Here is a 22,872-nt window from a genome sequence, read left to right as displayed (position 1 = left end):
CGCCGCCTCCCTTCGGGTGGTTCGTGGGCTCACGGACGGGTGGTACCGGTCGACGGGACGCCCGGCAGCGGGTCGGTCTGGCTCACCGGCGGCAGCGGCTGGCCGACGCCACCGGCGGGGTCGGCGTAGCTGGTCGTCGTCTGCGGGTCGGCGTACGCGCCCGGGGTCGGGTCGAGGTAGCCGCCCGGCGGCACGGCGTCCGGCACGGCGCGCGGGGCCGGCGGGGTGGGGATGACCGCGGTGCGCTCCGGGTCGTACGCGGGGTAGCCGTTGCCGTCCTGGCCGTCGCCGGCGGAGATGTTCTTGGTCAGCCGGCCGGCGAGTACGCCGAGCACGGCGGCGCCGACCAGGAAGGTGCCCGGGTTGCGACGCGCGTAGCCACGCACCTCGGCGATGATGTCGCCGGGTTCGCGCTGCTCCAGCCAGCCGGCCACGCCGTGCACGCGGTCGGCGGCCTGGCGGGCGATCTCGCTCACCGGGCCACCCTGGCCGCCCTGCTCGGCCATCGAGCGCATCTCGTCGGCCAGCGAGCGGAGCCCACCGGCGGCCCGCCGCTGCTGCTCACCGGTCTGGCTGGCGAGCTGGCTGCGGGCCTCGCCGTAGAGGTCGCGCGCCTGGCGCTTCGCCTCGCCGACGACCTCCCTGCCCTGCTCCTTGGCGGTCTCGGCGACGGCGCCGCCGGCGTGCTTGGCCTCCGAGCCGACCTGACGGGCCTGCTCGCGGACACCGCTGCCGTTGGTCGACTCCTGCCCGTACGTGGAGGTCGTGGGTGACAGATCGTAGGTCATGATTTCCCTTCCGCTCGGAAAGTCTTCGCGGTTCTGTGCTGGGGGGATGCGCCGGCCGGTTCCTGCCGTCGCAACTGTTGACCTACCCTGCGTATCCAGTTCCATACCTCCTTCGTGACTTTCCCTGCGGAGCCGCCGCCGGGCCGCTACAAAATGGAGGATCGCCGGATTGCGCGTCGAATCCGTCGCGCAGAGTGACGGATCCCCCTCGCTGCCGGTGCCGCGAACAGGGCGTTCCGCGGGTCCACGGAGGTGAATCGATGGCACGGAACGCACGCGGCGGCCCCCGGGGACGCAAGCCGCGGGTGCAACTGGCCGCCGTGGCCGCGGCCGGGATCTTCATCCTGGTCGGGGTGCTCGGGTTCATCCCGGGCGTCACGACCGGCTACGACGACATGACGTTCGCGGGTCACCACTCCGAGGCCCGGCTGCTCGGCCTGTTCCAGGTGTCGATCCTGCACAACGCGCTGCACCTGGGCTTCGGGCTGGCCGGCCTGGTGCTGGCCCGCAGCATCGCCGGGGCCCGGCTCTTCCTGGCCGGCGGCGGCGCCCTCTACCTCGGGCTCTGGCTGTACGGCTTCGCGATCGACCGGGAGAGCGCGGCGAACTTCATCCCGGTCAACGACGCCGACAACTACCTGCACCTGGTCCTCGGCTTCGGCATGCTCGCCCTCGGGCTGCTGCTCTCCAACCAGTTCGGCACGGGCACCCGGCTGGACGACCCCTTCGACCGCCCCTGACTCCTCGCCGCACCGCGGCGTTCACCCGGTGCCGAATCCGGGCAGAAAGGACGTTTGCCCGGCACCGCGTCCGGGCAGGGAGGTCGGAGGCCCGTCAACTGGGAGGTCGTCATGCCGAGGTGGCTGCGTGACAACGCATTGACCGTGGCGATGTTCGGGGCGTTCCTGGTCTTCCTGGTGCTCCAGAGCGTGTTCGGCTGGCAGACCCGCAACGAGGAGCTGGCGGAACTCGGGGCCGCGCCGACGAGTTGGCTGGCGTACCTCGGCAGCGGGCACTTCGTGGAGTCGGTCTTCGAGAACTGGGAGTCGGAGTTCCTCCAGATGGGCGGCTACGTCCTGCTCACCGCCTACCTGGTGCAGCGCGGGTCGGCGGAGTCGAAGCCGGTGGGGCAGACCGACCGGCCCGAGGACGACGAGCGGCGCGCCACCGTCGACTCGCCCTGGCCGGTACGCGCCGGCGGGCTGCCCCTGGTGGTCTACCGCAACAGCCTCTCCATCGCGCTGCTGTTGATCTTCCTCGGTTCGTTCGTCGGCCACCTGCTCGGCGGGACCGCCCACTACAACGAGGAGCAGGCGATGCAGAGCGGGGCGCCGCCGGTCGGCGTGTGGGAGTTCCTCGGCACCAGCGAGTTCTGGTTCCAGTCGATGCAGAACTGGCAGAGCGAGTTCCTCGCGGTCGGCACGCTGATCGTGCTGAGTGTCTTCCTCCGTCAGCACGCCTCGCCGGAGTCGAAGCCGGTCACCGCCGCGCACGCGCACACCGGCGACTGACCCGCCGGACCGGGCGCCGTCAGGCCGGCACGCGCAGCCGCTTGGCGAAACAGAGGCTGTACGGGTTGCTGACGTACTCGCCGTAGACCGGGATCGGCTCGTACCCGCTGGAGGTGTAGAGCCCGATCGCGGCCGGCAGGTACGTGGCAGTCTCCAGGCGGAGCACCCCGTACCCCTGCTGGAAGGCCAACTCCTCCAACGCGGTCAACAGCTGCCGGGCGATGCCCCGCCCCCGGTACGCCGGGCGGACGTACATCCGCTTCACCTCGGCGGCGTCGGCGTCGAGCGCCTGGATCCCGCCGCAGGCGACCGCCCGCCCGTCGGCGACCACCACCAGGTAGCGGATGTCGTCGTGGGTGGCGGTCGCCTGGCCTTCCAGCCCGCCGTCGGCCACCCGCAGTTCGCGCTGCTGGGCGGTGACCAGGGCGTCGATCTCCGGGTCGGTGGCGGGGCGTGACTCGATCAGCATCAGGCCACGCTAGGTGGCGGGGATTTCGGGCAGGTTTCCGGCAGTCGACCCGCTCGCGGAGCGCGCCGAGCTATTCGGCGTCGTCCTGCGCGGCGGTGCGGGACAGGCCATACCCCTGCGTCGGGCCCGCGTCGCCGGAGCCGCCGGCCTCCCGGGTGGGGCCGGCCTCGTCGAAGGCGTCCCCCGGCGCCGGGTCGAGGTCGTCCGAGACGTCGGCGTCGGTGCCCTCGAACTCGTCCTCCGGGCGCTGCCGGCGGGCCTTGCGGGCCGCCAGCCGCTCGGCGGCCGAGGCCCGGCTGGACTTCTCCTCGAGCCGGACGTCGGTGCCCCGGTTGCCGGGGATGAAGTCGGCACCCGCGTAGAGGGTGGGCTGCCAGTCGAACTCCCGCTCGCCGATGCGGACCAGGTCGCCCGGCTCCGCACCGGCCTTGCCCAGCTTCTCCTCGACGCCCAGGCGGGCCAGCCGGTCGGCCAGGTAGCCGACGGCCTCGTCGTTGTCGAAGTTGGTCTGCCGCACCCACCGCTCGGGACGGACGCCGCGTACGACCCAGGCGCCGTCCGGCGCGGCCTCGATGGTGAAACCGGCGTCGTCGACCGCCCGGGGCCGGATCACGATCCGCGTCGGCTCGGCCGGCGGGGCCGCGGTGCGTCCCTGCTCCACCAGCTCCGCCATGGCGTACATGAGTTCCTTCAGCCCTTCCCGGGTCGCCGCGGAGACCTCGAACACGCGGAAACCGCGCTCCTCCAGGTCGGGGCGGACGATCTCGGCCAGGTCCCGGCCGTCCGGCACGTCGACCTTGTTGAGCGCCACCAGCCGGGGACGGTCGGCCAGGCCGCCGTACTCGGTCAGCTCGGCCTCGATGGTGTCGATGTCGGCGACGGGGTCCCGGCCGGGCTCCAGCGTGGCGGTGTCGATGACGTGCACCAGCACCGCGCAGCGCTCGATGTGCCGGAGGAACTCCAGGCCCAGCCCCTTGCCGGTGGCCGCACCGGGGATCAGGCCGGGCACGTCGGCGACGGTGAAGGTGTGGTTGTCCAGCCGCACCACGCCCAGGTTGGGCACCAGCGTGGTGAACGGATAGTCGGCGATCTTCGGCTTGGCCGCGGAGATGACCGAGATCAGCGACGACTTGCCGGCCGACGGGAAGCCCACCAGCCCGACGTCGGCGACGCTCTTGAGCTCCAGCACCACGTCGAGCTGCTCGCCGGGCTCGCCCAGCTCGGCGAAGCCGGGGGCCTTGCGCCGGGCGTTCGCCAGCGACGCGTTGCCCCGGCCGCCGCGCCCGCCCCGGGCGACCTCGAAGGTCGTGCCGGCGCCGACCATGTCGGCCAGGACCGTGCCGTCGGTGGCCTGCACGACCGTGCCGTTCGGCACCTTGAGTACGAGGTTGCGGCCGTTGGCGCCGTCCCGGTTCGATCCGGCGCCGCCCTTGCCGTTCTCGGCCTTCACGTGCGGACGGAAGTGGAAGTCCAGCAGCGTCGTCACCTGCGGGTCGACCACCAGGGACACGCTGCCGCCGTGCCCGCCGTTGCCGCCGTCGGGGCCGCCGAACGGCTTGAACTTCTCCCGGTGGATCGAGACACAACCGTGCCCACCATCGCCGGCCTGCAGGTGCAGGACGACCCGGTCAACGAACGTCGCCACGGACGTCAATCCTTCCAGCGAGGTTCACGCCCCGCACGAAAAAAGCAAAGCGGGCCGGGACACGAGGTCCGCGGCCCGCAACGCCTTCGAACTACTGCTGCGGCACGATGCTGACGGTCTTGCGACCGCGCTTGGTGCCGAACTGGACCGAACCGGCGGCCAGCGCGAAGAGCGTGTCGTCTCCGCCGCGGCCGACCAGGTCACCGGGGTGGAACTTGGTGCCACGCTGACGGATGAGGATCTCACCCGCGCTGACGACCTGACCACCGAAGCGCTTCACGCCGAGCCGCTGCGCCGCGGAGTCACGGCCGTTGCGCGAGCTGGACGCACCCTTTTTGTGAGCCATCTGAGGACGACCTACTTCCCGCTGGAGATGCCGGTCACCTTGACCTGGGTCAACGGCTGGCGGTGACCCTGGCGCTTGTGGTAGCCGGTCTTGTTCTTGAACTTGTGGATCCGGATCTTCGGGCCCTTGGTGTGCGCGGCGATCTCGCCGGACACCGCGACCTTGGCAAGCTTCGCCGCGTCGGTCACCAGGTCGTCACCGTCGACGAGGAGCACCGCGGTGAGCTTCACCGCGTCGCCGGGGGCACCGACGAGCTTCTCGACCTCGATCACGTCGCCCTCGGCGACCTTGTACTGCTTGCCGCCGGTCTTGACGATCGCGTACATCGGAGGCGGACTCCCTGTCGTTGAGGCTGCTAGCGTCTTTTCCCACCGTTGCCGGTCGGTCGTTCCCGCGGCGGCTCGCCGGGTAGCAGAGGCACGGCGGCGCGGGCACGCGAGAACTCGGCACACCAAAGTGCGCCGCAGGTCAGCGTACGCCATGGGAGGGCCGACGCCCAAACCGGGCCCGCCCGTCAGCGGGCGCAGAGCTGGTCGAGGCGCTGCCGGAGCCGGTCCAGCTCGGTCTCGTCGATCGAGTCGACGTCGGTGCCCAGCGTGCCGACCTCCGCCGCCATGTCCGCGAGAAGCGTCTTGAGCTGCGCGTCCTCGGCCCGGGTCGACTCGCGCCGCAGCGCGCTGCGCCACTCGGTCAGCGCGGTGGAGATGCGCTCGCGGGCGGTCCGCGCCTCCGCCGCGTCGTCCGCCCCGACCGCCGCGACCATCTTGCCGAGTTCCTCGACGTACGTCCGCACGGCGGTCTCGCCGGCCCGCTGTGCCGAGGCGCACACCTCGGGGGCGTTGCCGCCGGCCGCCCCGCTGCCGGCTCCCGGGGCCCCGCCGCCGGTGGACCCGTCCGGGACGGCGCCGCCGGCCGAGGTGCCGCCGGGTGGGGCGGCCCGTTCCGGTCGCTCGGCCGCGCACCCGCCGCCGGCGAGCAGGACAGCGGTGAGCGCGGTGACGGCGAGCAGACGGCGCATGGTTCTTCTCCTGACCGCAGGCGGCCGATCATTGGCCGGAGATCGACCATACGACAGGGCCCCTCCCGCCGGATATCACCGGGAAGGGGCCCTGTCACACGCCGGGTCGGTCAGCCGGTCACGGCCGGGTACGCCGCCGCGCGCCGCTACGGCGCGAACGACGCCGGCCGGTGCCGCCCTCCGACTCGTCGCCGTCGGCGTCGGAGAGCGCGTCCGGGTCGTCCGGGGCGGCCAGCCGGGCCGACTCGCCCGTCTGGCTGTCGGCGACCCCGGCAGCGGCGGTGGTGTCCGCCTCGTAGCGGGACAGGTCGTAGCCCATGGTGTCGTGGTAGTCGGTGTCCGGGGTGGCGTCGGCGACGGGCTCGGTCACCTCGGCCACGGTGCGCTCGGCCGGCGCACTCTTGCGCGCCCGGCGCCGGGACGAGCCGGCGGCCGGCTCCGCCGCCGGGGCGGCCACCGCCGAGGCGACCGCCTTGACCTTCTCCCCCGCGCCGCCACCGCCCGTACGCGGCTTCTCCGGCACCGGCTCGGTGTGGATGATCAGGCCCCGGCCCTTGCAGCACTCGCAGGTCTCGCTGAACGCCTCCAGCAGGCCCGCGCCGATCCGCTTGCGGGTCATCTGCACCAGCCCGAGCGAGGTGATCTCGGTGACCTGGTGCTTGGTGCGGTCCCGGCCCAGGCACTCGGTCAGCCGGCGCAGCACCAGCTCACGGTTGGACTCCAGCACCATGTCGATGAAGTCGATCACCACGATGCCGCCGAGGTCGCGCAGCCGGAGCTGGCGGACGATCTCCTCGGCCGCCTCCAGGTTGTTCCGGGTGACCGTCTCCTCCAGGTTGCCCCCGGAACCGGTGTACTTGCCGGTGTTGACGTCGACGACCGTCATCGCCTCGGTGCGGTCGATCACCAGCGAGCCGCCGGAGGGCAGGAAGACCTTGCGGTCCAGCGCCTTGATGATCTGCTCGTCGATCCGGTACTCGGCGAAGACGTCGGTGGTGCCGACGTGCCGACGCAGCCGGGGAACCAGGTCGGGCGAGACGTGCGACAGGTACGACTCGACGATGTCGTACGACTGCTCGCCCTCGATCACCAGCTCGCGGAAGTCCTCGTTGAACAGGTCCCGGACGACCCGGATGACCAGGTCCGGCTCCTCGTAGAGCAGGACCGGGGCGCCGCCCTCGGCCGCCTTGGCCTGGATGTCCTCCCACTGCGCCTGGAGCCGCTTGACGTCGCGCGCCAGCTCGTCCTCGCTGGCGCCCTCGGCGGCGGTCCGGACGATCACGCCCGCGCCGTCCGGCACGAGCTTCTTCAGCACGTCCCGCAGCCGCTTGCGCTCGTTGTCGGGCAGCTTGCGGCTGATCCCGGAGGCGTTGCCGTGGGGCACGTAGACCAGGTGCCGGCCGGAGAGCGCGATGTGGCTGGTCAGTCGGGCGCCCTTGTGCCCGATCGGGTCCTTGGTGACCTGCACGAGCACCGAGTCGCCGGAGCGCAGCGCCTGCTCGATGGAGCGGGCCCGCCCCTCCAGCCCGGTGGTGTCCCAGTTGACCTCGCCGGCGTACAGGACGGCGTTGCGCCCGCGCCCGATGTCGACGAAGGCCGCCTCCATACTGGGCAGGACGTTCTGCACCTTGCCGAGGTAGACGTTGCCGGCCATCGTGCCCGAGGAGCTGCGGGTGACGTAGTGCTCGACGAGCACCCCGTCCTCCAGGACGGCGATCTGGGTCCGGTCGCCGCGCTGGCGTACGGCCATCACCCGGTCGACCGCCTCGCGGCGGGCCAGGAACTCCGACTCGCTGAGGATCGGCGGCCGCGTACGGCGCTGCTCGCGGCCGTCGCGGCGGCGCTGCCGCTTGGCCTCCAACCGGGTGGAGCCGGAGACGCCCTGCACCTCGTCGACGGTCTTGCGCGGCTCGCGGATCTTGACGACGGTCGGCACGCCGTCGTCGGCGCCCGCCTCGACGTCACCGGCGCCCCGGCGGCGGCGACGGCGACGGCGGCGCGTCAGCGCGTCGCCGTCGGCCTCCTCGTCCTCGTCGCCCTCGGCCTCCTCCGCCTCGGCCTGCGCGGTCTCCTCGGCCTCCTCGTCCTCGGCCTCGTCCGCGCCGCCCTTGCCCCGGCCCCGGCCACGGCGACCGCGCCGGCGCCGGCGGCGGGCCGCGGCGCTCTCGTCCTCGTCCTCGTCCTCCTCGGCGGCCTCGTCGGTCTCCTCGGCAGCTTCCTCGGGCTCGACGACCTCGGCCGCCTCGACGTCACGGCGGCCACGCCGGCGACGGCGCGCGGGCTCGGCCGGCTCCTCGGCGGCGGGCTCCTCCGGCTCGGGCTCGGGCTCCGCAACGGGGGCCGGGGCCACGACCCGGACGACCGGGACGTCCTCCGGCTGCGGCGCCATGAAGAGGACGGTGGGCGCGGAGAGCGCGGCCCGCCGGCGGCGGGTGCGGGGCTCGGGCTCAGGCTCGACGACCGGCTCGGTCGCCTCGGTCGGCTCCTCCTCGACGGGCGGGGTGACCGTCACGCCCGGGGGAACCTCGCCGGCGCGGGCCTCGGCGCCGCTGGCGGCGACGGGCGGCGCGGCGGCGCCGAACCCGGTGCCGGCCTCCGGCGCGACCCCGGTGTCGACCGGCGGCTGCCCGGCGGCGTCGGTCGGGGCCTCCGCGGCCGGCTCGGCCGCCGCGGGGGCGGCCTTCTTCCGGCGGGTACGCGTCGCCTTGACCGGCGGCGCGGCCGGCTCGGCGGGCGCCTGGTCCGCTACGGCCGGCGCCTCCCCGGCGGCTGGCGCGGCGGTGTCGGCGGCCTGTCCGGCGGCGTCGGCGGGCTGCGCCGCGGTGGCCTCGGCGGCCTTCGCGGTGGTGGCCTTACGGCGGCGGCGCGTCGCCTTCGGGGCGGCGTCGAGGTCGCCGGAGACGGGGGCCAGCACCTCGGCCTGCGGGGCCTCGCCGCTGCCCGGCACGGGCGTCGTCGACGCCTCGACCGGCGCCTCGGTCTGCTCAGGCTGGTTCAGCGGTGCGGTCCGCCGCCGGGTGGTACGCCGCCGCACCGGCGCGGCGGGAGCCTGCTCGGCCTCGCCGGTCGCGGCGTCGGCCGCGTCCGGCCCCCCGGCGGGGTTCTCGACGGTGCTGCTGTCGGCGGTCTCACCGGCCGGCTGTGAACCGGTCCGTTCGCCGCCCTCGGGCTCGTTCTCGAGCATGGACGTTCTCCAGTTCTGGCTGCCCCGGGCGCGGGTGAGCGCTGCCACGCAGGGTTGCCGCAAAAGTGTTTCCGCCGGGCGCGCACGGTGCGCGACCGCCGAAGTCTGCCTACCTGAACGCCGACCGACGGTCAGCGTTCACCGATGGTTGCCCCGTCGCGGTCCGCGTCCAACGGATCCGCGATCGCATCCTGCGCGGTCAGCGTGCCCTGTGCCAGCCGGATCACCCTCGGCGAGACCGGCGGCTCCAGGTCGGCCACCACGCGGAGGCCGGAAAGGACGTCATCGGGCCGTACGGAGGGGGTGACCTGCCGCACGACCAGTTCGAGTATCGCACACGGTACGGCTGCGGCCCCGGAAGGCGTCTCCGGCGACGCGATCACATCGATGCGGATCACCGCCGCCCGCGCGTCGAAGGTGCGCCGACCCTGCTTGGTCATCCGCTCGACCAGCACCTCTTCGGCGGCCGTGAAGGCGGAAACCGCCCGTTGCAGGACCGACGGGTCGACCTCGGGCAGCTCGATACGCCAGTGTGACGCCTCGATCCGGTCGGCAAGACTTCCCCCGGTGGCCACGACGGCGTCGAGCACGTCGAGCCCCGGCGAGAGGGCGGCGTCCAGTGCCGCGCGCAGCTCCCCCGGGTCGACCTGCTCGCGCAGGCCGATCTCCAGGTACTCGGCCTCGCTCGCCACGCCCGTCGGGGCCGCGCTGGCGTACGAGATCTTGGGGTGCGGGGTGAAGCCCTGGGAGAAGGCGATCGGCACGCCCGCCCGGCGCAGCGCCCGCTCGAACGCCCGGGCGAAGTCCCGGTGCGAGGTGAAGCGCAGCGGGCCGCGCTTGGCGTACCGGATCCGGACCCGCTGCACGACGGGTGCCTGACCGCCCTCTGGCTGTGGTTTCCTGCTGATCGTCGTGCTCCTCGTTCGGTCAGTGCTCGTTGGTCATGACGTTGTCGTCGACGACCCGCCGTGGCGGTGACGACAACGTCATGACCAACGGAGATGGGGCCCGGGTGGGGGGGGGATCAGTGCTGGGCGGGGGTGGGGAGCTTCAAGCCGTTGACCGGGGTCAGCGGGAGCAGCTTCCTGCCGGTCGGACCGATCTGGATCTCGGTGTCCATCGACGGGCAGACGCCGCAGTCGAAGCACGGGGTCCACCGGCAGTCGTCCTGCTCGTACTCGCTGAGCGCGTCCTGCCAGTCCTGCCAGAGCCAGTCCTTGTCCAGGCCCGAGTCCAGGTGGTCCCACGGCAGGACCTCCAGCTCGTCGCGCTGCCGGGTGGTGTACCAGTCAAGGTCGATCCCGAAGGTGGGCAGCACCTCGGCCGCCGCGGTCACCCAGCGCTGGTAGGAGAAGTGCTCGCTCCAGCCGTCGAACCGGCCGCCGTCCTCCCAGACCCGGCGGATCACCGCGCCGACGCGGCGGTCGCCCCGGCTGAGCAGGCCCTCGATCAGCGACGGCTCGCCGTCGTGGTAGCGGAAGCCGATCGCCCGCCCGAGCGACCGGTCCGCGTTGATCGCCTGCTTGAGCATCCTGAGCCGGCCGTCGATGACCTCCGGCCGCTCCATCGGCGCCCACTGGAACGGGGTGTGCGGCTTCGGCACGAACCCGCCGATGGAGACCGTGCAGCGGATGTCCTTCGAGCCGGTGGCGGCCCGTCCGGCCCGGATCACCTCGTGGGCCATGTCCGCGATCTCGAGGACGTCCTCGTCGGTCTCGGTGGGCAGGCCGCACATGAAGTACAGCTTCACCTGCCGCCAGCCGTTCGTGTACGCGGTCACGACGGTGCGGATCAGGTCTTCCTTCGACACCATCTTGTTGATGACCTTGCGGATCCGCTCCGACCCGCCCTCGGGGGCGAAGGTCAGACCGGTGCGCCGGCCGTTGCGCGACAGCTCCTGCGCGAGGTCGATGTTGAACGCGTCGACCCGGGTCGACGGCAGCGAGAGCGAGACGTTGGTGCCCTCGTACTGCTGGGCCAGGCCCGAGCACATGTCGCCGATCTCGGAGTGGTCGGCCGACGACAACGACAGCAGGCCCACCTCGTGGAAGCCGGAGAACTCCAGCCCTTCGCGCACCATCTGCCCGACCGTGGTGATGCTGCGCTCGCGCACCGGCCGGGTGATCATGCCGGCCTGGCAGAACCGGCAGCCCCGGGTGCAGCCCCGGAAGATCTCCACCGCGTACCGCTCGTGCACCGTCTCCGCGAGCGGCACCAGCGGCTTCTTCGGGTACGGCCAGGCGTCCAGGTCCATGGTCGTGCGCTTGTGCACCCGGAACGGCACGTCCGCCCGGTTCGGCACGACCCGCTGGATGCGGCCGTCGGGGAGGTAGTCCACGTCGTAGAAGCGCGGCACGTAGACGCTCTCGGTGCGCGCCAGGCGCAGCAGCAGCTCGTCACGCCCGCCCGGGGAGCCCTCGGCCTTCCACTCCCGCACGATCCCGGTGATCTCCAGAACCGCCTCCTCGCCGTCGCCGAGCACGGCGGCGTCGACGAAGTCGGCGATCGGCTCCGGGTTGAACGCGGCGTGGCCGCCGGCCACGATCACCGGATCGGCGTCGGTACGGTCGGCGGCCAGCAGCGGGATGCCGGCCAGGTCGATCGCGGTGAGCAGGTTCGTGTAGCCCAGCTCGGTGGAGAACGAGACGCCGAAGACGTCGAAGTCGCGCACCGAGCGGTGCGCGTCGACGGTGAACTGCGGCACGGCGTGCGCGCGCATCAGCTTCTCCAGGTCCGGCCAGACCGCGTAGGTCCGCTCGGCGAGCACGTCGGGCAGCTCGTTGAGCACCTCGTAGAGGATCTGCACGCCCTGGTTGGGCAGGCCGACCTCGTATGCGTCGGGGTACATCAGCGCCCAGCGCACGGTCGCCGCGTCCCAGTCCTTGACCACCGCGCCCAGCTCGCCACCGACGTACTGGATGGGCTTGGTCACCTGGGGCAGCAACGGCTCCAGCCGTGGCCAGACCGACGGCTCGTGGTCGCGGCGCGGCGCCACGCTGGTGCCGTCGCCGGAATTGGCCGCGGCGGGGCGCGGCGTGGTGGACGGGACGCTCATGATGCCCAAGGGTACGCGGCCCGACGGCGGCCACCGCGCGCACGCCTTGCGCCACGCCACGGGCGGGCGCGGCGGCCCCGTGACCCCGCGCGGGATGCCAGCTCGCCGGTCGGGTCGGACGCCACCGGCAGGCGACGGGTGGTGACCCGGATCGCCCCGCTGGCGCGTCGGTACTAACCTCGGACCGGCGCGAGAGGAGATTGCCGCGATGCCGCAGCCGCAGCCGGGCACGGACCGGCCGGCCGACGGGAGCCCCCCGGGTCGGGACCAGGGTCAGGATCCGGCGGTCACCGAGGAAACCCCGACCTCCCCCGCAGCGCCCGCCGCCGACGGCGGCCCGGGCCCGGAGGGCACTCGTGAGCTGCCCACCGACGAGACCGGGCCAGCCGCGACGGCCGACCTCGGACAGGACGGGGGCCACGTCGGGCCGCAGGGCCGCGCCGACGCCACCGCACGGCAGGATCCGGGCGGGGCCGGGGCGCGGGACGCCGGGCCGGAGGAGCCGCGGCACCCGGCAGCCGAGCGCACGGCCGACACCGGTCCCGGGGGCACCCGTCTGCTGCCCGGGGACGACCTGCCGGCCGCCGGTCCCGAGGGCACCCGTCTGCTGCCCGACGACGACGTGCCGGCCGTCGGGCCGCAGGGCACCCGGATGTTCCGCGCCGACGAGCAACCGGCCGAGCCGCCCACGCCCCGGTGGAGCGGTTCCGCGGCGGTTCCCCCGCCGAAGCCGCGCAAGCGGGCCTGGGGCGAGTCCGCCGAGATTCCCCCGGTCCCGGTCCCGGCGCCGGAACTCCCGCCGGAGCCGCCCGAGCATCTCACCCCGGTCGATCCGTGGGCGGGCGCCGACACCGGCGGGTGGGACCTCCCGCCGGCCGCACCGCCGCCCCCGCCGACACCGACGCTGCCGTACCCCACGGCGCCGGCGGCCAGGCCGTACTCCGGGCCACCGGCGCCGCCCGTCCACTCCCCCGCGGCGCCGGAGCCGCCGCGCCCCGAGCCGCCCCGGGTCGGGTACCCGGCCGCCCCACCGCCCGCGTACCCCGTCTCCCCGCCGCCCTCGGCCTACCCGGTCTCGCCGCCGCCGGCGTCCCGGACGCCCGTGCCTTCCCGGCCGGCGCCACCCCCGCCCGCGCCACCCCCGCCCGCGCCGCCGAGGCAGCGCCGGGCGACAACGCCCCCGGCCGGGCCACCACCACAGCAGCAGGCCCCCAAGGGGTACGCCCCGAAGCCCGCCCGCCGGCGACGCCGCTGGCCGTGGTTCCTGCTGTTCATGGTGGCCTGCTGCTGCGGCTGCCCGGCCTACTACGGCGTGCCGATGGCGTCGCAGTACCCGGCCGACGCCGCCCTGCCCGCCGAGGTGGCCGACCTGCGGCTGCGCGACGACAACACCAGCAAGGCGACCGCCAAGCAGCTGGAGGCCGAGGTACGCAAGGCGCACTGGCTGGCCGAGGACACCTTCGCGGGCGTCTACGGCACGCCCGCCGGGAAGCGGGTGACGGTCTTCGGCGGCACCGGGTTCCGGTTCACGCCGGAGTCGGACGCGGAGGACGAGATGGTCCGGCTCACCGAGCAGTACTCCCTCGGCGAGGCCCAGGTGGTCGACACCGGCGTACGCGGCCGGCACCAACGCTGCGCCGTGGGCCGCGCCGACGGTCAGGACGTGGTGGTGTGCACCTCGGTCGACCACGGCAGCATCACCACCGCGGTCTTCACCCGCCTCTCCCTCGACGACAGCGCCACCCTGCTCGGCACCCTGCGGGATCAGACGGTCACGACCAACCAGAAGTAGGCTCTCGCCGCCCGACCGACGCCACGCGAGCAGGGCGGTGGCTGTCGCCGGCTGATCGCGGCCTGCCGCGGGGCGTCACGTCGGGCCGCGACGTCGGTGGGAGAAGCTGCGCGGCGGGACAAGCTGCGCGGCGGGCAGCCTCACCCGTGGCGGCTCAGGCCGGGGCGTCGCCTGAGGTGGCGGAGTGCGCGCGCGGCGGGGCGTAGCGGGGCACGTACTCCTGGCCGGTGAGCTTCTGGATCTCGGCCATGACCTCGTCGGTCATCTCGCGCAGCGACGTGCGGTCGTCCGGCCGGCCCGTGAAGTCCAGCGGCTTGCCGAACCGGATAGTGATCTTGGCGCGGCCGGGGCGGGGCACCCGGGTCCCGATGGGCTGGGCCTTGTCGGTGCCGGTCATGCCGACCGGGATGATCGGCACGCCGGCCGCCACCGCCAGCCGGGTCGCCCCGGTGCGCCCCCGGTAGAGCCGGCCGTCCGGCGACCGGGTCCCCTCCGGATAGACCGCGACCAGGTCGCCGGCCTTGAGCACCGGAATGGCGGCGTCGAACGCCGACAGCGCCGCGCGCCCGCCGGCCCGCTCGACCGGAATGGCGCCCAGGCCGGTGAGCACGAACTTGGAGAAGGCGCCCTTCGGGCCGGTGCCGGTGAAGTACTCCGACTTCGCCCAGAACGCCAGGTGCCGGGGCACCACGGTGCCGAGGAAGAGCTCGTCGGCGACCGAGAGATGGTTACCCGCGAAGATCGCTCCACCGGTCTCCGGAATGTGCTCCAACCCCTCCACGGTCGGACGGAAGGCCAGCCGGAGCGCGGGCGCCACGGTGAGCTTGCCGATGGTGTAGAGCAGCGGCACTGGTCCTCCGGCGAAGTGTGTGCGAGCAGGCGGTGTCACCGTAACCGACGGGTCCACGAGGTGTCGCCCGGGTGGCGGGTCGACCGCCTGGTGAGCTGGCGTGAAAAGGGCGCGGGCGGACTCCGTGACCGGGGTCACGTCCGGCTCGTGTCACGCCGCGCCCTCCGTACGCCGTCGGGTGGGTGTCGACACCGACCGGACCGAGGAGATCGTCATGCAGCGGATGAACGTGGCCGAGGTGGCGCCGCAGGCGTACCAGGCCGTGCTGGGGCTGGAGAAGTACGTGCGGGCGAACGTGGGGCACACCGTACTGGCGCTGGTGAAGCTGCGGGCGTCGATGCTGAACGGCTGCGCGTTCTGCGTCGACATGCACAGCCGGGACGCGCTGGCGGCCGGCGAGTCCGACCGGCGGCTCTTCGCCGTCGCCGCCTGGCGGGAGGTGCCCTTCTTCGACGAGCGGGAACGGGCCGCGCTGGCGCTCACCGACGCGGTGACCCGGCTCGGCGAGCACGGCGTGCCCGACGACGTCTGGGACGCGGCGGCCAAGGTGTGGTCGGAGAAGGAACTCGCCGACCTGCTGATGGCGATCGCCACCATCAACGTGTGGAACCGCATCGCCGTGACCTGCCGCAACGACCTGCCCACGGAGGTGTGACGGCCCCCGCCACGACGCAAGGCGGCCGGTGCGCTCGACGCGCACCGGCCGCTGGCACACCTGGGCGGATCAGCTCAACTCGGGGAACCAGAGCCCGATCTCGCGCTTCGCGCTGTCCGGCGAGTCGGAGGCGTGCACCAGGTTCTCCCGGTTGGACAGGGAGAGGTCGCCGCGGATGGTGCCGGCCGCCGCCGCGCGCCCGTCGGTCGACCCCACGAGCCCGCGTACCACGTCGATGACCTGGTCGCCGGAGAGCACCAGCGCCATCAGCGGGCCGCCGGTCATGAAGTCCTTCAGCGGCGGGTAGAACGGCTTCTCGACGTGCTCGGCGTAGTGCTCGTCGGCCAGCGCGGCGTCCATCGTCCGGAGCACCATGGCGTCGATCCGCAGCCCCTTGCGCTCGAAGCGGGAGATCACCTCGCCGACCAGCCCGCGACGGACCGCGTCGGGCTTGATCAGTACGAGGGTGCGCTCATCGGGGCTGCTGCTGGACACGCTGGGTTCCTCCTGTACGCACAATGCGGTCGGGGTCGGTACGGTCAGCCTAGCGACCCGGTCCCGGCGCCGGCGCGGCGGCCGGTTCTTCCTCCGGCGGCCGATCCGGCCTAGCCTGGCCCTTGACCCTCGGGAGGTCCACTGTGGCGAATGGCGGGAACCGACCCATCGCACCGGTACGCAAGCTGATCGCCGCGGTGCTGGGCACCGTGGCCACCTTCGTCGTCCTCTTCGGCCTCGGCATGACGAGCTGGGCGATCGTGGCGCTCGGGGTGGCACTGCTGGTGCTGGCCATCGCGCTGGCCACGGTGCGCGGGGGCGGTCGCACCTGGGTGGTCGGCGTCGGGCACGTGCACAGCGCCTCCGAGCCGCCCACCCAGTACGCCTTCGGCCGCTGCGAACTCCAGCTGGTGATCGACGCCCCGGGGCTGCCGCCCCGCTCCAAGAAGATCATCGAGCCGCGGGTGCCGGTGGCGAAGTGGCCGTCGCTGGGCCAGACGCTGCCGATCCGGGTGGCCCTCGACGACCAGCGGCACGTCCGCGTGCTCTGGGAGGACGTGCCCACCCACGCGGAGACCGCCGCCGCCGTCGCGGCCGACCTGCCACCCGAGTACGCGGGCGCCGAGCCGATGGACGACGTACTGATCCAGCAGGAGGCCCCGCCGTGGGCGGACCGGACGCCGGACGACGACTTCCGGGACGACTTCCGCGACGACCTGCGGGCGCCGGTCGGCGACCCGCTGGGTGACCCCGTCGGCGACCCGCTGGGCGATCCGCTCCGTGAGGACCAGGTCACGCCGATCGAGAAGCGCGAGCCCGTCGTGGTGCACCAGCGACCGGGTGGGCCCGTCGTGCTGGAGGGCACGCTCGTCGAGCAGCCCGCCGCCGCCACCCTGCCGCGCCGGGCCACCCCGACGCCCCGCCCGCCCGCCGAGGAGCGGTTCGACGCGCCTGGCGAACGCCTCGATCCGCCCGCGCCTGCGGACCCGCTCGACCTGCCCCTGGACGACCCCGCGCCGCCCCGTGACCGGATCCGCGAGGAACGGATCAGCCCAGAGGAACTGGACGAGGCGATCTTCGGTCCCGGGCCGGCGGCCGGTGCCGACGATCGGGACGCGGAGAGCGCCACGGCCGGCGACGAGTTCGGCGCCCCGATCGCCGGGGTGGGCCTGACCCTGCTGGTCACCGACCTGCCCCGCTCGCTGGCCTTCTACCGGGACCTGGGCTTCACCGAGGTCGACCGGGGCTCCGGCAACGCGGTCCTCGCCTCCGGGACGACCCGCCTCGTGCTGCGGGAGGTCACCGAGGCGGCACCCATCAGCCGCCGCCTGGTGCACGTCAACCTCGAGGTCGACGACATCGGCTCCGCGTACGAGCGGCTGCGCGGGACGGGCGTCCGCTTCACGTACGCCCCCCGGGTGGTCAACCGGGGCACCAAGCTGGAGGTCTGGGCGGCGGCGTTCCGCGACCCGGACGGCCACGGCATCGCCCTGACCCAGTGGCGCGAACGCGCCGAGGCGTGAGGCGTCAGCCCAGGATGACCCTGCGCACGTGCAGGGCGTAGGCCCACACCAGGGCGAAGACGACGCCCAGCACGAGCAGCGACCAGTGCAGCAGGCCGGCCAGCATCAACAGCCCCTGGAGGGCGGTGCCGGCGTGCCAGGCCCACGGCCGGCGCATCATGCCGGCCAGCAGCACCGCCGCCACGGCCAGCGCCACGACCGCCCCGATCGCCGCGCCGCCGAGGTCGCCGCCGACCACCCGGATCGGCTGGATGGCCAGCACCAGCACCAGCGCCTCCAGGCTGAGGGTGCCGGCGCCGAGACCACGGACCGCCCGCTCCGGGTTCCGCAGGCCGGAGCGGCGCGGCGGCCGACCTGCGGGACTGCCGTCCGCCGTCCGGGCCGCGCCGTCGTCAGAAGTACCGTCCGCCGTACCGGCGGGAGGGTCGCCGGCCGGGCGGTCGTCGTCCGCGGGGACGCGCTGCGGCCCCGTCATCGCTTCAGCAGCCGGCGGGCGTCGGCCACGGTCACCACCGACCCCGTGACCAGTACCCCGACCCCGCTCAGCTCCCCCGGTACGTCCTCCTCGGCCAGCGCCACCGCCGCCTCGATCGCGTCCGGCATCTCCTCGGCCATCTCCACCCGCTCCGGTCCGAAGACCTCGGCCGCCAGCGTGGCCAGTTCCCGGGCCGGCAGCGCCCGCGGCGAGCTGTTGCGGGTCACCACGACCTGATCGACCACCGGCTCCAACAGCTCCAACAGGCTGGCCGCGTCCTTGTCGGCGAGGACGCCGACCACCGCCACCAGCCGGCTGAAGGCGAACTCCTCCTGGAGCGCCGCCACCGTGGCGGCCATCCCGTGCGGGTTGTGCGCCCCGTCGAGCAGGATCGTCGGCGCACTGCGTACGCGCTCCAGCCGCCCGGGCGAGCTGGCGGTGGCGAAGCCCTCCCGGACCGCCTCGACGTCGAGCTGCCGCTTGGCCCCGGCGCCGAGGAACGCCTCGACCGCCGCCAACGCCATCGCGGCGTTCTGCGCCTGGTGGGCGCCGTGCAGCGGGATGAAGACCTCCTCGTAGACCCCGCCGAGGCCCTGGAGGGTGAGCACCTGCCCGCCGACCGCGACGGCCCGCCGGAGCACCCCGAACTCGGCACCCTCCCGGGCGATGGTCGCGCCGACCTCGGCGCAGCGCTCCAGGATCGGCCCCGCGGCCTCCTCCTCCTGCGCCGCGGAGATCACCGTCGCGCCCTTGTGGATGATCCCCGCCTTGGCCAGCGCAATGTCCTGGATCGTGTCGCCGAGCCACTCGGTGTGGTCGAGCCCGACCGGGGTGAGTACGCACACCCCGGCCTGGATCACGTTCGTCGCGTCCTCGGCCCCGCCCAGGCCCACCTCGACCACCGCCACGTCCACCGGGGCGTCGGCGAACGTGGCGAAGGCCAGCGCGGTGGTCATGTCGAAGTACGTCAGCGGCTCCGCCGAGCGCTCGTCGACCAGCCGGGCCAGCGGCTCGACCTCCCGGTACGTGGCGACGAAGCGCGCCTCGTCCACCGGCTCGCCGTCCAGGCTGATCCGCTCCCGGACGGTCTCCAGGTGCGGGCTGGTGTAGCGGCCGGTGTGCAGCCCGAACGCCCGCAGCAGCGAGTCGATCATCCGGGCCGTCGAGGTCTTGCCGTTGGTGCCGGTCAGGTGGATCGACGGGTACGCCCGCTGCGGGCTGCCGAGCAGGTCCAGCAGCGACTCGATCTTGTCCAGCTCGAAGGCCATGCGGGTGAACCCACGGCCGGCCAGCTCGGCCTCGACGGCGGCGAAATCGGTGCGGTCGGTCACGAGGGCAGCGCCTCCAGAGCGGCGTCGATGCGGACGAGGTCGGCCTCGGCGACGGCGAGCCGGTCGCGGATCTTGGCGACCACCGGCTCCGGCGCCTTGTCGACGAACGCCGGGTTGCCGAGCTTCGCCCGCGCCTGCGCGGCCTCCTTCTCGGCGGCGGCCCGGTCCTTGGTCAGCCGGGCCCGCTCGGCGGCCACGTCGATCGTCCCCCGGGTGTCCAGGGCCACGCTCACCTCACCGGGCATGGCGAGCGTCGCGCTGGCCTGGAAGCCGTCGCCGGCCGCGTCGAGGCGCACCAGCGACCGGATCAGCGGCTCGTGCGCGGCGATGCCGGCGGCGGCCAGGCCGTCGAGCCGCGCGGCGACCCGCTGCGTCGGGCGCAGCCCCTGGTCCGAACGGAACCGCCGGATCTCGGTCACCACCCGCTGGAGGGTGCCGACCTCGACCTCCGCGGCGTCGTCGATGCCGCTACGGTCGGCCACCGGCCACGCGGCCGTCATCACCGTCTCGCCGCCGGTCAGCGCGGTCCACAGCTCCTCGGTGACGAACGGGATGACCGGGTGCAGCAAGCGCAGGATCTGGTCGAGCACGTGACCGAGCACCCGGCGGGTGGCCTCAGCGGCCGGGCCCCCCTCGGCGAGCACCGGCTTGGTCAGCTCCACGTACCAGTCGCAGACGTCGTCCCAGGCGAAGTGGTAGAGCAGGTCACAGACCTTCGCGAACTCGTACGCCTCGAACTGCTCGTCCACCTCGGCGGTGACGTGCGCCAGCCGGGACAGGATCCACCGGTCGACCGTCGACAGCGTGTCGGCTGCCGGCAACGGACCCTCGGTGTGCGCGCCGTTGAGCAGCGCGAAACGGGTGGCGTTCCAGAGCTTGTTGCAGAAGTTGCGCGAGCCCTGGCACCACTCCTCGCTGACGGGCACGTCCCCACCCGGGTTGGCGCCCCGGGCGAGGGTGAACCGGGTGGCGTCGGCGCCGTAGCGGTCGATCCAGTCCAGCGGGTCGACGACGTTGCCGAACGACTTCGACATCTTCTTGCCGTACTGGTCGCGGACCATGCCGTGCAGGGCCACCGTGTCGAACGGCTGCCGGCCGTCCATCGCGTACAGGCCGAACATCATCATCCGGGCGACCCAGAAGAAGAGGATGTCGTAGCCGGTCACCAGGACGCTGGTCGGGTAGAACTTCGCCAGGTCCGGGGTCTGCTCCGGCCAGCCGAGGGTGGAGAACGGCCACAGGCCGCTGGAGAACCAGGTGTCCAGCACGTCCTCCTCCTGGTGCCAGCCCGCGCCGCTCGGCGGCTGCTCGTCCGGGCCGACGCAGACGATCTCGCCGTCCGGGCCGTACCAGACGGGGATGCGGTGGCCCCACCAGAGCTGCCGGGAGATGCACCAGTCGTGCATGTTGTCGACCCAGGCGAAGTACCGCTTTGCCAGCTCGGCCGGCTCGATCTTCACCCGCCCGTCGCGCACCGCGTCGCCGGCCGCCTTCGCCAGCGGGGTGGTGTTGACGAACCACTGGAGCGACAGCCGCGGCTCGACGGTCGTCTTGCACCGGGAGCAGTGCCCCACCGCGTGCACGTACGGCCGCTTCTCGGCCACGATCCGGCCCTGCTCACGCAGGGCCGCGACGATCGCGGGGCGGGCCTCGTAGCGGTCCAGGCCCTCGAACGGGCCGGGCGCGGTGATGACGCCCCGCTCGTCCATGATCGTCAGCGACGGCAGGCCGTGCCGCTGGCCGATCTCGAAGTCGTTCGGGTCGTGCGCGGGGGTCACCTTGACCATGCCCGTGCCGAAGCTCGGGTCGACGTGCTCGTCGCCCACGATCGGGATCCGCCGGTCGGTCAGCGGCACGGCGACCTCGGTGCCGATCAGGTGCCGGTAGCGCTCGTCGTCGGGGTGTACGGCGACCGCGGTGTCACCGAGCATCGTCTCGGCCCGGGTGGTGGCCACCACGACGTCGTCGCTGTAGCGGATCGACACGAGCTCGCCGTCGTCGTCGGTGTGCTCCACCTCGATGTCCGAGAGCGCGGTCAGGCAGCGCGGGCACCAGTTGATGATCCGGTTGGCCCGGTAGATCAGCCCGTCGTCGAAGAGCTTCTTGAACATGGTCTGGACGGCCCGGGACAGGCCCTCGTCCATGGTGAAACGCTCGCGGTCCCAGTCGACGGAGTCGCCGAGGCGCCGCATCTGGCCGAGGATCGCGCCACCGGACTCGGCCTTCCACTGCCACACCCGCTCGACGAACTTCTCGCGCCCCAGGTCGTGCCGGGAGAGGCCCTCGCCGGCGAGCTGCCGCTCGACCAGGTTCTGGGTCGCGATGCCGGCGTGGTCCATGCCGGGCAGCCACAGCGCCTCATGGCCCTGCATCCGCTTGCGGCGGGTCAGCGCGTCCATGAGCGTGTGCTCGAACGCGTGGCCCATGTGCAGAGAGCCGGTGACGTTGGGCGGGGGGATGACGATCGTGAAGGGGGGCTTGTCGCTGTCCGCCGACGCCCGGAAGTGGCCGGCGGCTACCCACTGCTCGTACCGCCGCTGCTCTACCTCGCCGGGCTGGTACTGGCCGGCAAGGGTCGGGGCGTCGGGGCGTCGGGCATCCAGTCTCTCGGTCACCCTGAAAGTCTACGGAGCGCTTCCCGGGACCCGACGTGCGCCACCTGCCCTTCGCGTACGGTGTCGGCTATGTCCGACGCACATCTCACCGATCGCCCGGCCGTCGACGGGCCTGCACCGATCGACCTGACCGACGAGCCCATCCAGCTCAGCAACCGGGACCCCGGACGCTCCCCGGAGCGGCGGGCGGGACGGTCGAGGCGGCGGCAGGTGGCGTGGACCCTGGCGGCGCTGGTCGGGCTCGCGGGAGCGGCGGTGCTCGGCACGGCCGGCTGGCGGGTGGCCGAGCAGAAGGACGCCGACCTGGCCACCCCGGACCGGGTGGCGAGCCTCCTACGCGACGACAGCGAGCGGGCCCGCAGCACCTCCGACTACCTGCGTAGCGGCTTCGCCGCAGACATCGACCTGGACAGCAGCTTCGGTACCGTCTACCGCGACCCGGCCGACGAGAAGCGCTCGGTGCTCATCTTCGGCGGTACGACTCTGCTCTGGCAGCCGGAACGTGACCTGGACAGTCTCTTCAAGCTGCTCACCGACGAGACCGGCAAGGTGACGGGACTGCGCGAGGTGCCCGCCGGCCGGTTCGGCGGCGTGATGAAGTGCGGCACCACCAGCGGCGACGGTGGCGACTTCGCGGTCTGTGGCTGGGCCGACCACGGCAGCGTGGTGATGGCGATGTTTCCGGGCCGCTCGATCGACGACGCCGGCGGGCTGTTCCGCGCCATGCGCGAGGAGATGCAGACCCGCGATTGAGCGGTACGCCACACGGTCAGCGGGGCGCCACACGGTCAGCGACACGCCGGCGAGGGCGGCGTCGCGCAGCCTCTGGTGCGCGAGCTACCCGGCCCGGCGAAAGCCGGCTGTCCCAGCGCACCAGTCGCCCGCCGTCGACGTCCGTCAGCTGGCCGGACGGACGTCAAGCGCCTTCAGTGCTTCGCCGGCACGCCAGCTCGACGCCGAGACCCTGCCTCGCTGGCCACGACCTAGCCGATCCACCCGGCGAACGGCCGAGCGAATACGGCTGATAACGCAGTTCAGGGTCACCCCGAAGGGTGACCCTGAACTGGAAGATTGTCCGGCGGTGTCCTACTCTCCCACACCCTCCCGAGTGCAGTACCAT

Annotated in this window: 19 protein-coding genes and 1 pseudogene; 6 read left to right on the top strand and 14 right to left on the bottom strand. The window is 73.3% G+C overall.

From position 1 onward, the window contains the following. Positions 1-29 precede the first annotated feature (29 nt). On the bottom strand, positions 30-788 hold the full coding sequence (locus ACGFIR_RS29595) for a hypothetical protein (protein WP_393001459.1): 759 nt from the start codon (positions 786-788) through the stop codon (positions 30-32). 260 nt (positions 789-1,048) lie between these two features. On the opposite strand from ACGFIR_RS29595, the gene ACGFIR_RS29590 reads away from it, so the two are divergent. Beyond that, positions 1,049-1,528, top strand: coding sequence for a DUF4383 domain-containing protein (locus ACGFIR_RS29590; protein ID WP_393001457.1), 480 nt, complete (start codon positions 1,049-1,051; stop codon positions 1,526-1,528). Positions 1,529-1,639: 111 nt separating this feature from the next. Continuing rightward, entirely contained in the window at positions 1,640-2,299 is a 660-nt protein-coding gene (locus tag ACGFIR_RS29585; protein ID WP_393001455.1) for a DUF6766 family protein, read from the top strand. A 19-nt stretch (positions 2,300-2,318) separates the two neighbouring features. On the opposite strand, the gene ACGFIR_RS29580 is transcribed toward ACGFIR_RS29585, so the two are convergent. The 8 genes and pseudogenes from ACGFIR_RS29580 to ACGFIR_RS29545 all read right to left on the bottom strand — a co-directional run bounded on the left by ACGFIR_RS29580 (position 2,319) and on the right by ACGFIR_RS29545 (position 12,016). Further along, positions 2,319-2,768 carry a GNAT family N-acetyltransferase gene (locus ACGFIR_RS29580; protein ID WP_393148520.1) on the bottom strand — a complete coding sequence of 150 codons (450 nt, stop codon included), beginning with the start codon at positions 2,766-2,768 and terminating at the stop codon, positions 2,319-2,321. Between the two features lie 202 nt (positions 2,769-2,970). Continuing rightward, positions 2,971-4,413: pseudogene (gene obgE, locus ACGFIR_RS29575) on the bottom strand (GTPase ObgE); the annotation flags it as partial. 91 nt (positions 4,414-4,504) lie between these two features. Further along, a complete protein-coding gene (gene rpmA / locus ACGFIR_RS29570) occupies positions 4,505-4,759 on the bottom strand; it encodes a 50S ribosomal protein L27 (protein ID WP_013288010.1) in 255 nt (84 codons plus the stop codon). An 11-nt stretch (positions 4,760-4,770) separates the two neighbouring features. After that, on the bottom strand, positions 4,771-5,085 hold the full coding sequence (gene rplU / locus ACGFIR_RS29565) for a 50S ribosomal protein L21 (protein ID WP_088975625.1): 315 nt from the start codon (positions 5,083-5,085) through the stop codon (positions 4,771-4,773). 188 nt (positions 5,086-5,273) lie between these two features. Continuing rightward, positions 5,274-5,777, bottom strand: a complete 504-nt coding sequence (locus ACGFIR_RS29560) for a hypothetical protein (protein WP_393001451.1) — start codon at positions 5,775-5,777, stop codon at positions 5,274-5,276. A 118-nt stretch (positions 5,778-5,895) separates the two neighbouring features. Further along, positions 5,896-8,961 carry a ribonuclease E/G gene (locus ACGFIR_RS29555; RefSeq protein ID WP_393148518.1) on the bottom strand — a complete coding sequence of 1,022 codons (3,066 nt, stop codon included), beginning with the start codon at positions 8,959-8,961 and terminating at the stop codon, positions 5,896-5,898. 131 nt (positions 8,962-9,092) lie between these two features. Beyond that, positions 9,093-9,827, bottom strand: a complete 735-nt coding sequence (locus ACGFIR_RS29550) for a TIGR03936 family radical SAM-associated protein (RefSeq protein ID WP_393148516.1) — start codon at positions 9,825-9,827, stop codon at positions 9,093-9,095. Positions 9,828-9,985: 158 nt separating this feature from the next. Then, complete coding sequence (locus tag ACGFIR_RS29545) at positions 9,986-12,016, bottom strand: TIGR03960 family B12-binding radical SAM protein (RefSeq protein WP_393148514.1); 2,031 nt, start codon at positions 12,014-12,016, stop codon at positions 9,986-9,988. Between the two features lie 652 nt (positions 12,017-12,668). Here ACGFIR_RS29545 and ACGFIR_RS29540 point away from each other — a divergent pair. Next, positions 12,669-13,808: a hypothetical protein gene (locus tag ACGFIR_RS29540; RefSeq protein WP_393148585.1), complete on the top strand. Its 1,140-nt coding sequence runs from the start codon at positions 12,669-12,671 to the stop codon at positions 13,806-13,808. A 154-nt stretch (positions 13,809-13,962) separates the two neighbouring features. On the opposite strand, the gene ACGFIR_RS29535 is transcribed toward ACGFIR_RS29540, so the two are convergent. Next, on the bottom strand, positions 13,963-14,658 hold the full coding sequence (locus tag ACGFIR_RS29535; RefSeq protein ID WP_393001443.1) for a lysophospholipid acyltransferase family protein: 696 nt from the start codon (positions 14,656-14,658) through the stop codon (positions 13,963-13,965). A 214-nt stretch (positions 14,659-14,872) separates the two neighbouring features. On the opposite strand from ACGFIR_RS29535, the gene ACGFIR_RS29530 reads away from it, so the two are divergent. Next, positions 14,873-15,313: a carboxymuconolactone decarboxylase family protein gene (locus ACGFIR_RS29530; RefSeq protein WP_393002855.1), complete on the top strand. Its 441-nt coding sequence runs from the start codon at positions 14,873-14,875 to the stop codon at positions 15,311-15,313. A gap of 69 nt (positions 15,314-15,382) precedes the next feature. Here the strand turns inward: ACGFIR_RS29530 and ndk are convergent, their stop codons facing one another. Further along, complete coding sequence (gene ndk, locus ACGFIR_RS29525) at positions 15,383-15,808, bottom strand: nucleoside-diphosphate kinase (RefSeq protein WP_393148512.1); 426 nt, start codon at positions 15,806-15,808, stop codon at positions 15,383-15,385. Between the two features lie 143 nt (positions 15,809-15,951). On the opposite strand from ndk, the gene ACGFIR_RS29520 reads away from it, so the two are divergent. After that, positions 15,952-17,331: a VOC family protein gene (locus ACGFIR_RS29520; protein WP_393148510.1), complete on the top strand. Its 1,380-nt coding sequence runs from the start codon at positions 15,952-15,954 to the stop codon at positions 17,329-17,331. A gap of 4 nt (positions 17,332-17,335) precedes the next feature. Here ACGFIR_RS29520 and ACGFIR_RS29515 read toward each other — a convergent pair whose 3' ends face one another. Genes ACGFIR_RS29515 through ACGFIR_RS29505 form a run of 3 tightly spaced genes read right to left on the bottom strand, consistent with a single transcriptional unit; the run spans position 17,336 to position 21,752 of the window. After that, positions 17,336-17,806: a DUF4233 domain-containing protein gene (locus ACGFIR_RS29515; RefSeq protein ID WP_393148508.1), complete on the bottom strand. Its 471-nt coding sequence runs from the start codon at positions 17,804-17,806 to the stop codon at positions 17,336-17,338. Next, entirely contained in the window at positions 17,803-19,137 is a 1,335-nt protein-coding gene (locus ACGFIR_RS29510; RefSeq protein ID WP_393148506.1) for a bifunctional folylpolyglutamate synthase/dihydrofolate synthase, read from the bottom strand. Before ACGFIR_RS29510 ends, ACGFIR_RS29515 begins: the two co-directional genes overlap by 4 nt. Next, the gene (locus ACGFIR_RS29505; RefSeq protein WP_393148504.1) at positions 19,134-21,752 is read right to left on the bottom strand and encodes a valine--tRNA ligase; all 2,619 of its coding nucleotides are present in this window, start codon (positions 21,750-21,752) and stop codon (positions 19,134-19,136) included. The genes ACGFIR_RS29510 and ACGFIR_RS29505 overlap by 4 nt, the downstream gene beginning before the upstream one ends. 69 nt (positions 21,753-21,821) lie before the next feature. Between ACGFIR_RS29505 and ACGFIR_RS29500 the strand changes: the two genes are divergently transcribed. Beyond that, positions 21,822-22,505, top strand: a complete 684-nt coding sequence (locus ACGFIR_RS29500; RefSeq protein WP_393148502.1) for a hypothetical protein — start codon at positions 21,822-21,824, stop codon at positions 22,503-22,505. Positions 22,506-22,872: the final 367 nt, after the last annotated feature.

Source organism: Micromonospora sp. NPDC049051, assembly GCF_043197575.1.
Lineage (GTDB): Bacteria > Actinomycetota > Actinomycetes > Mycobacteriales > Micromonosporaceae > Micromonospora.
This window is presented reverse-complemented; position numbering and strand designations above follow the sequence as displayed.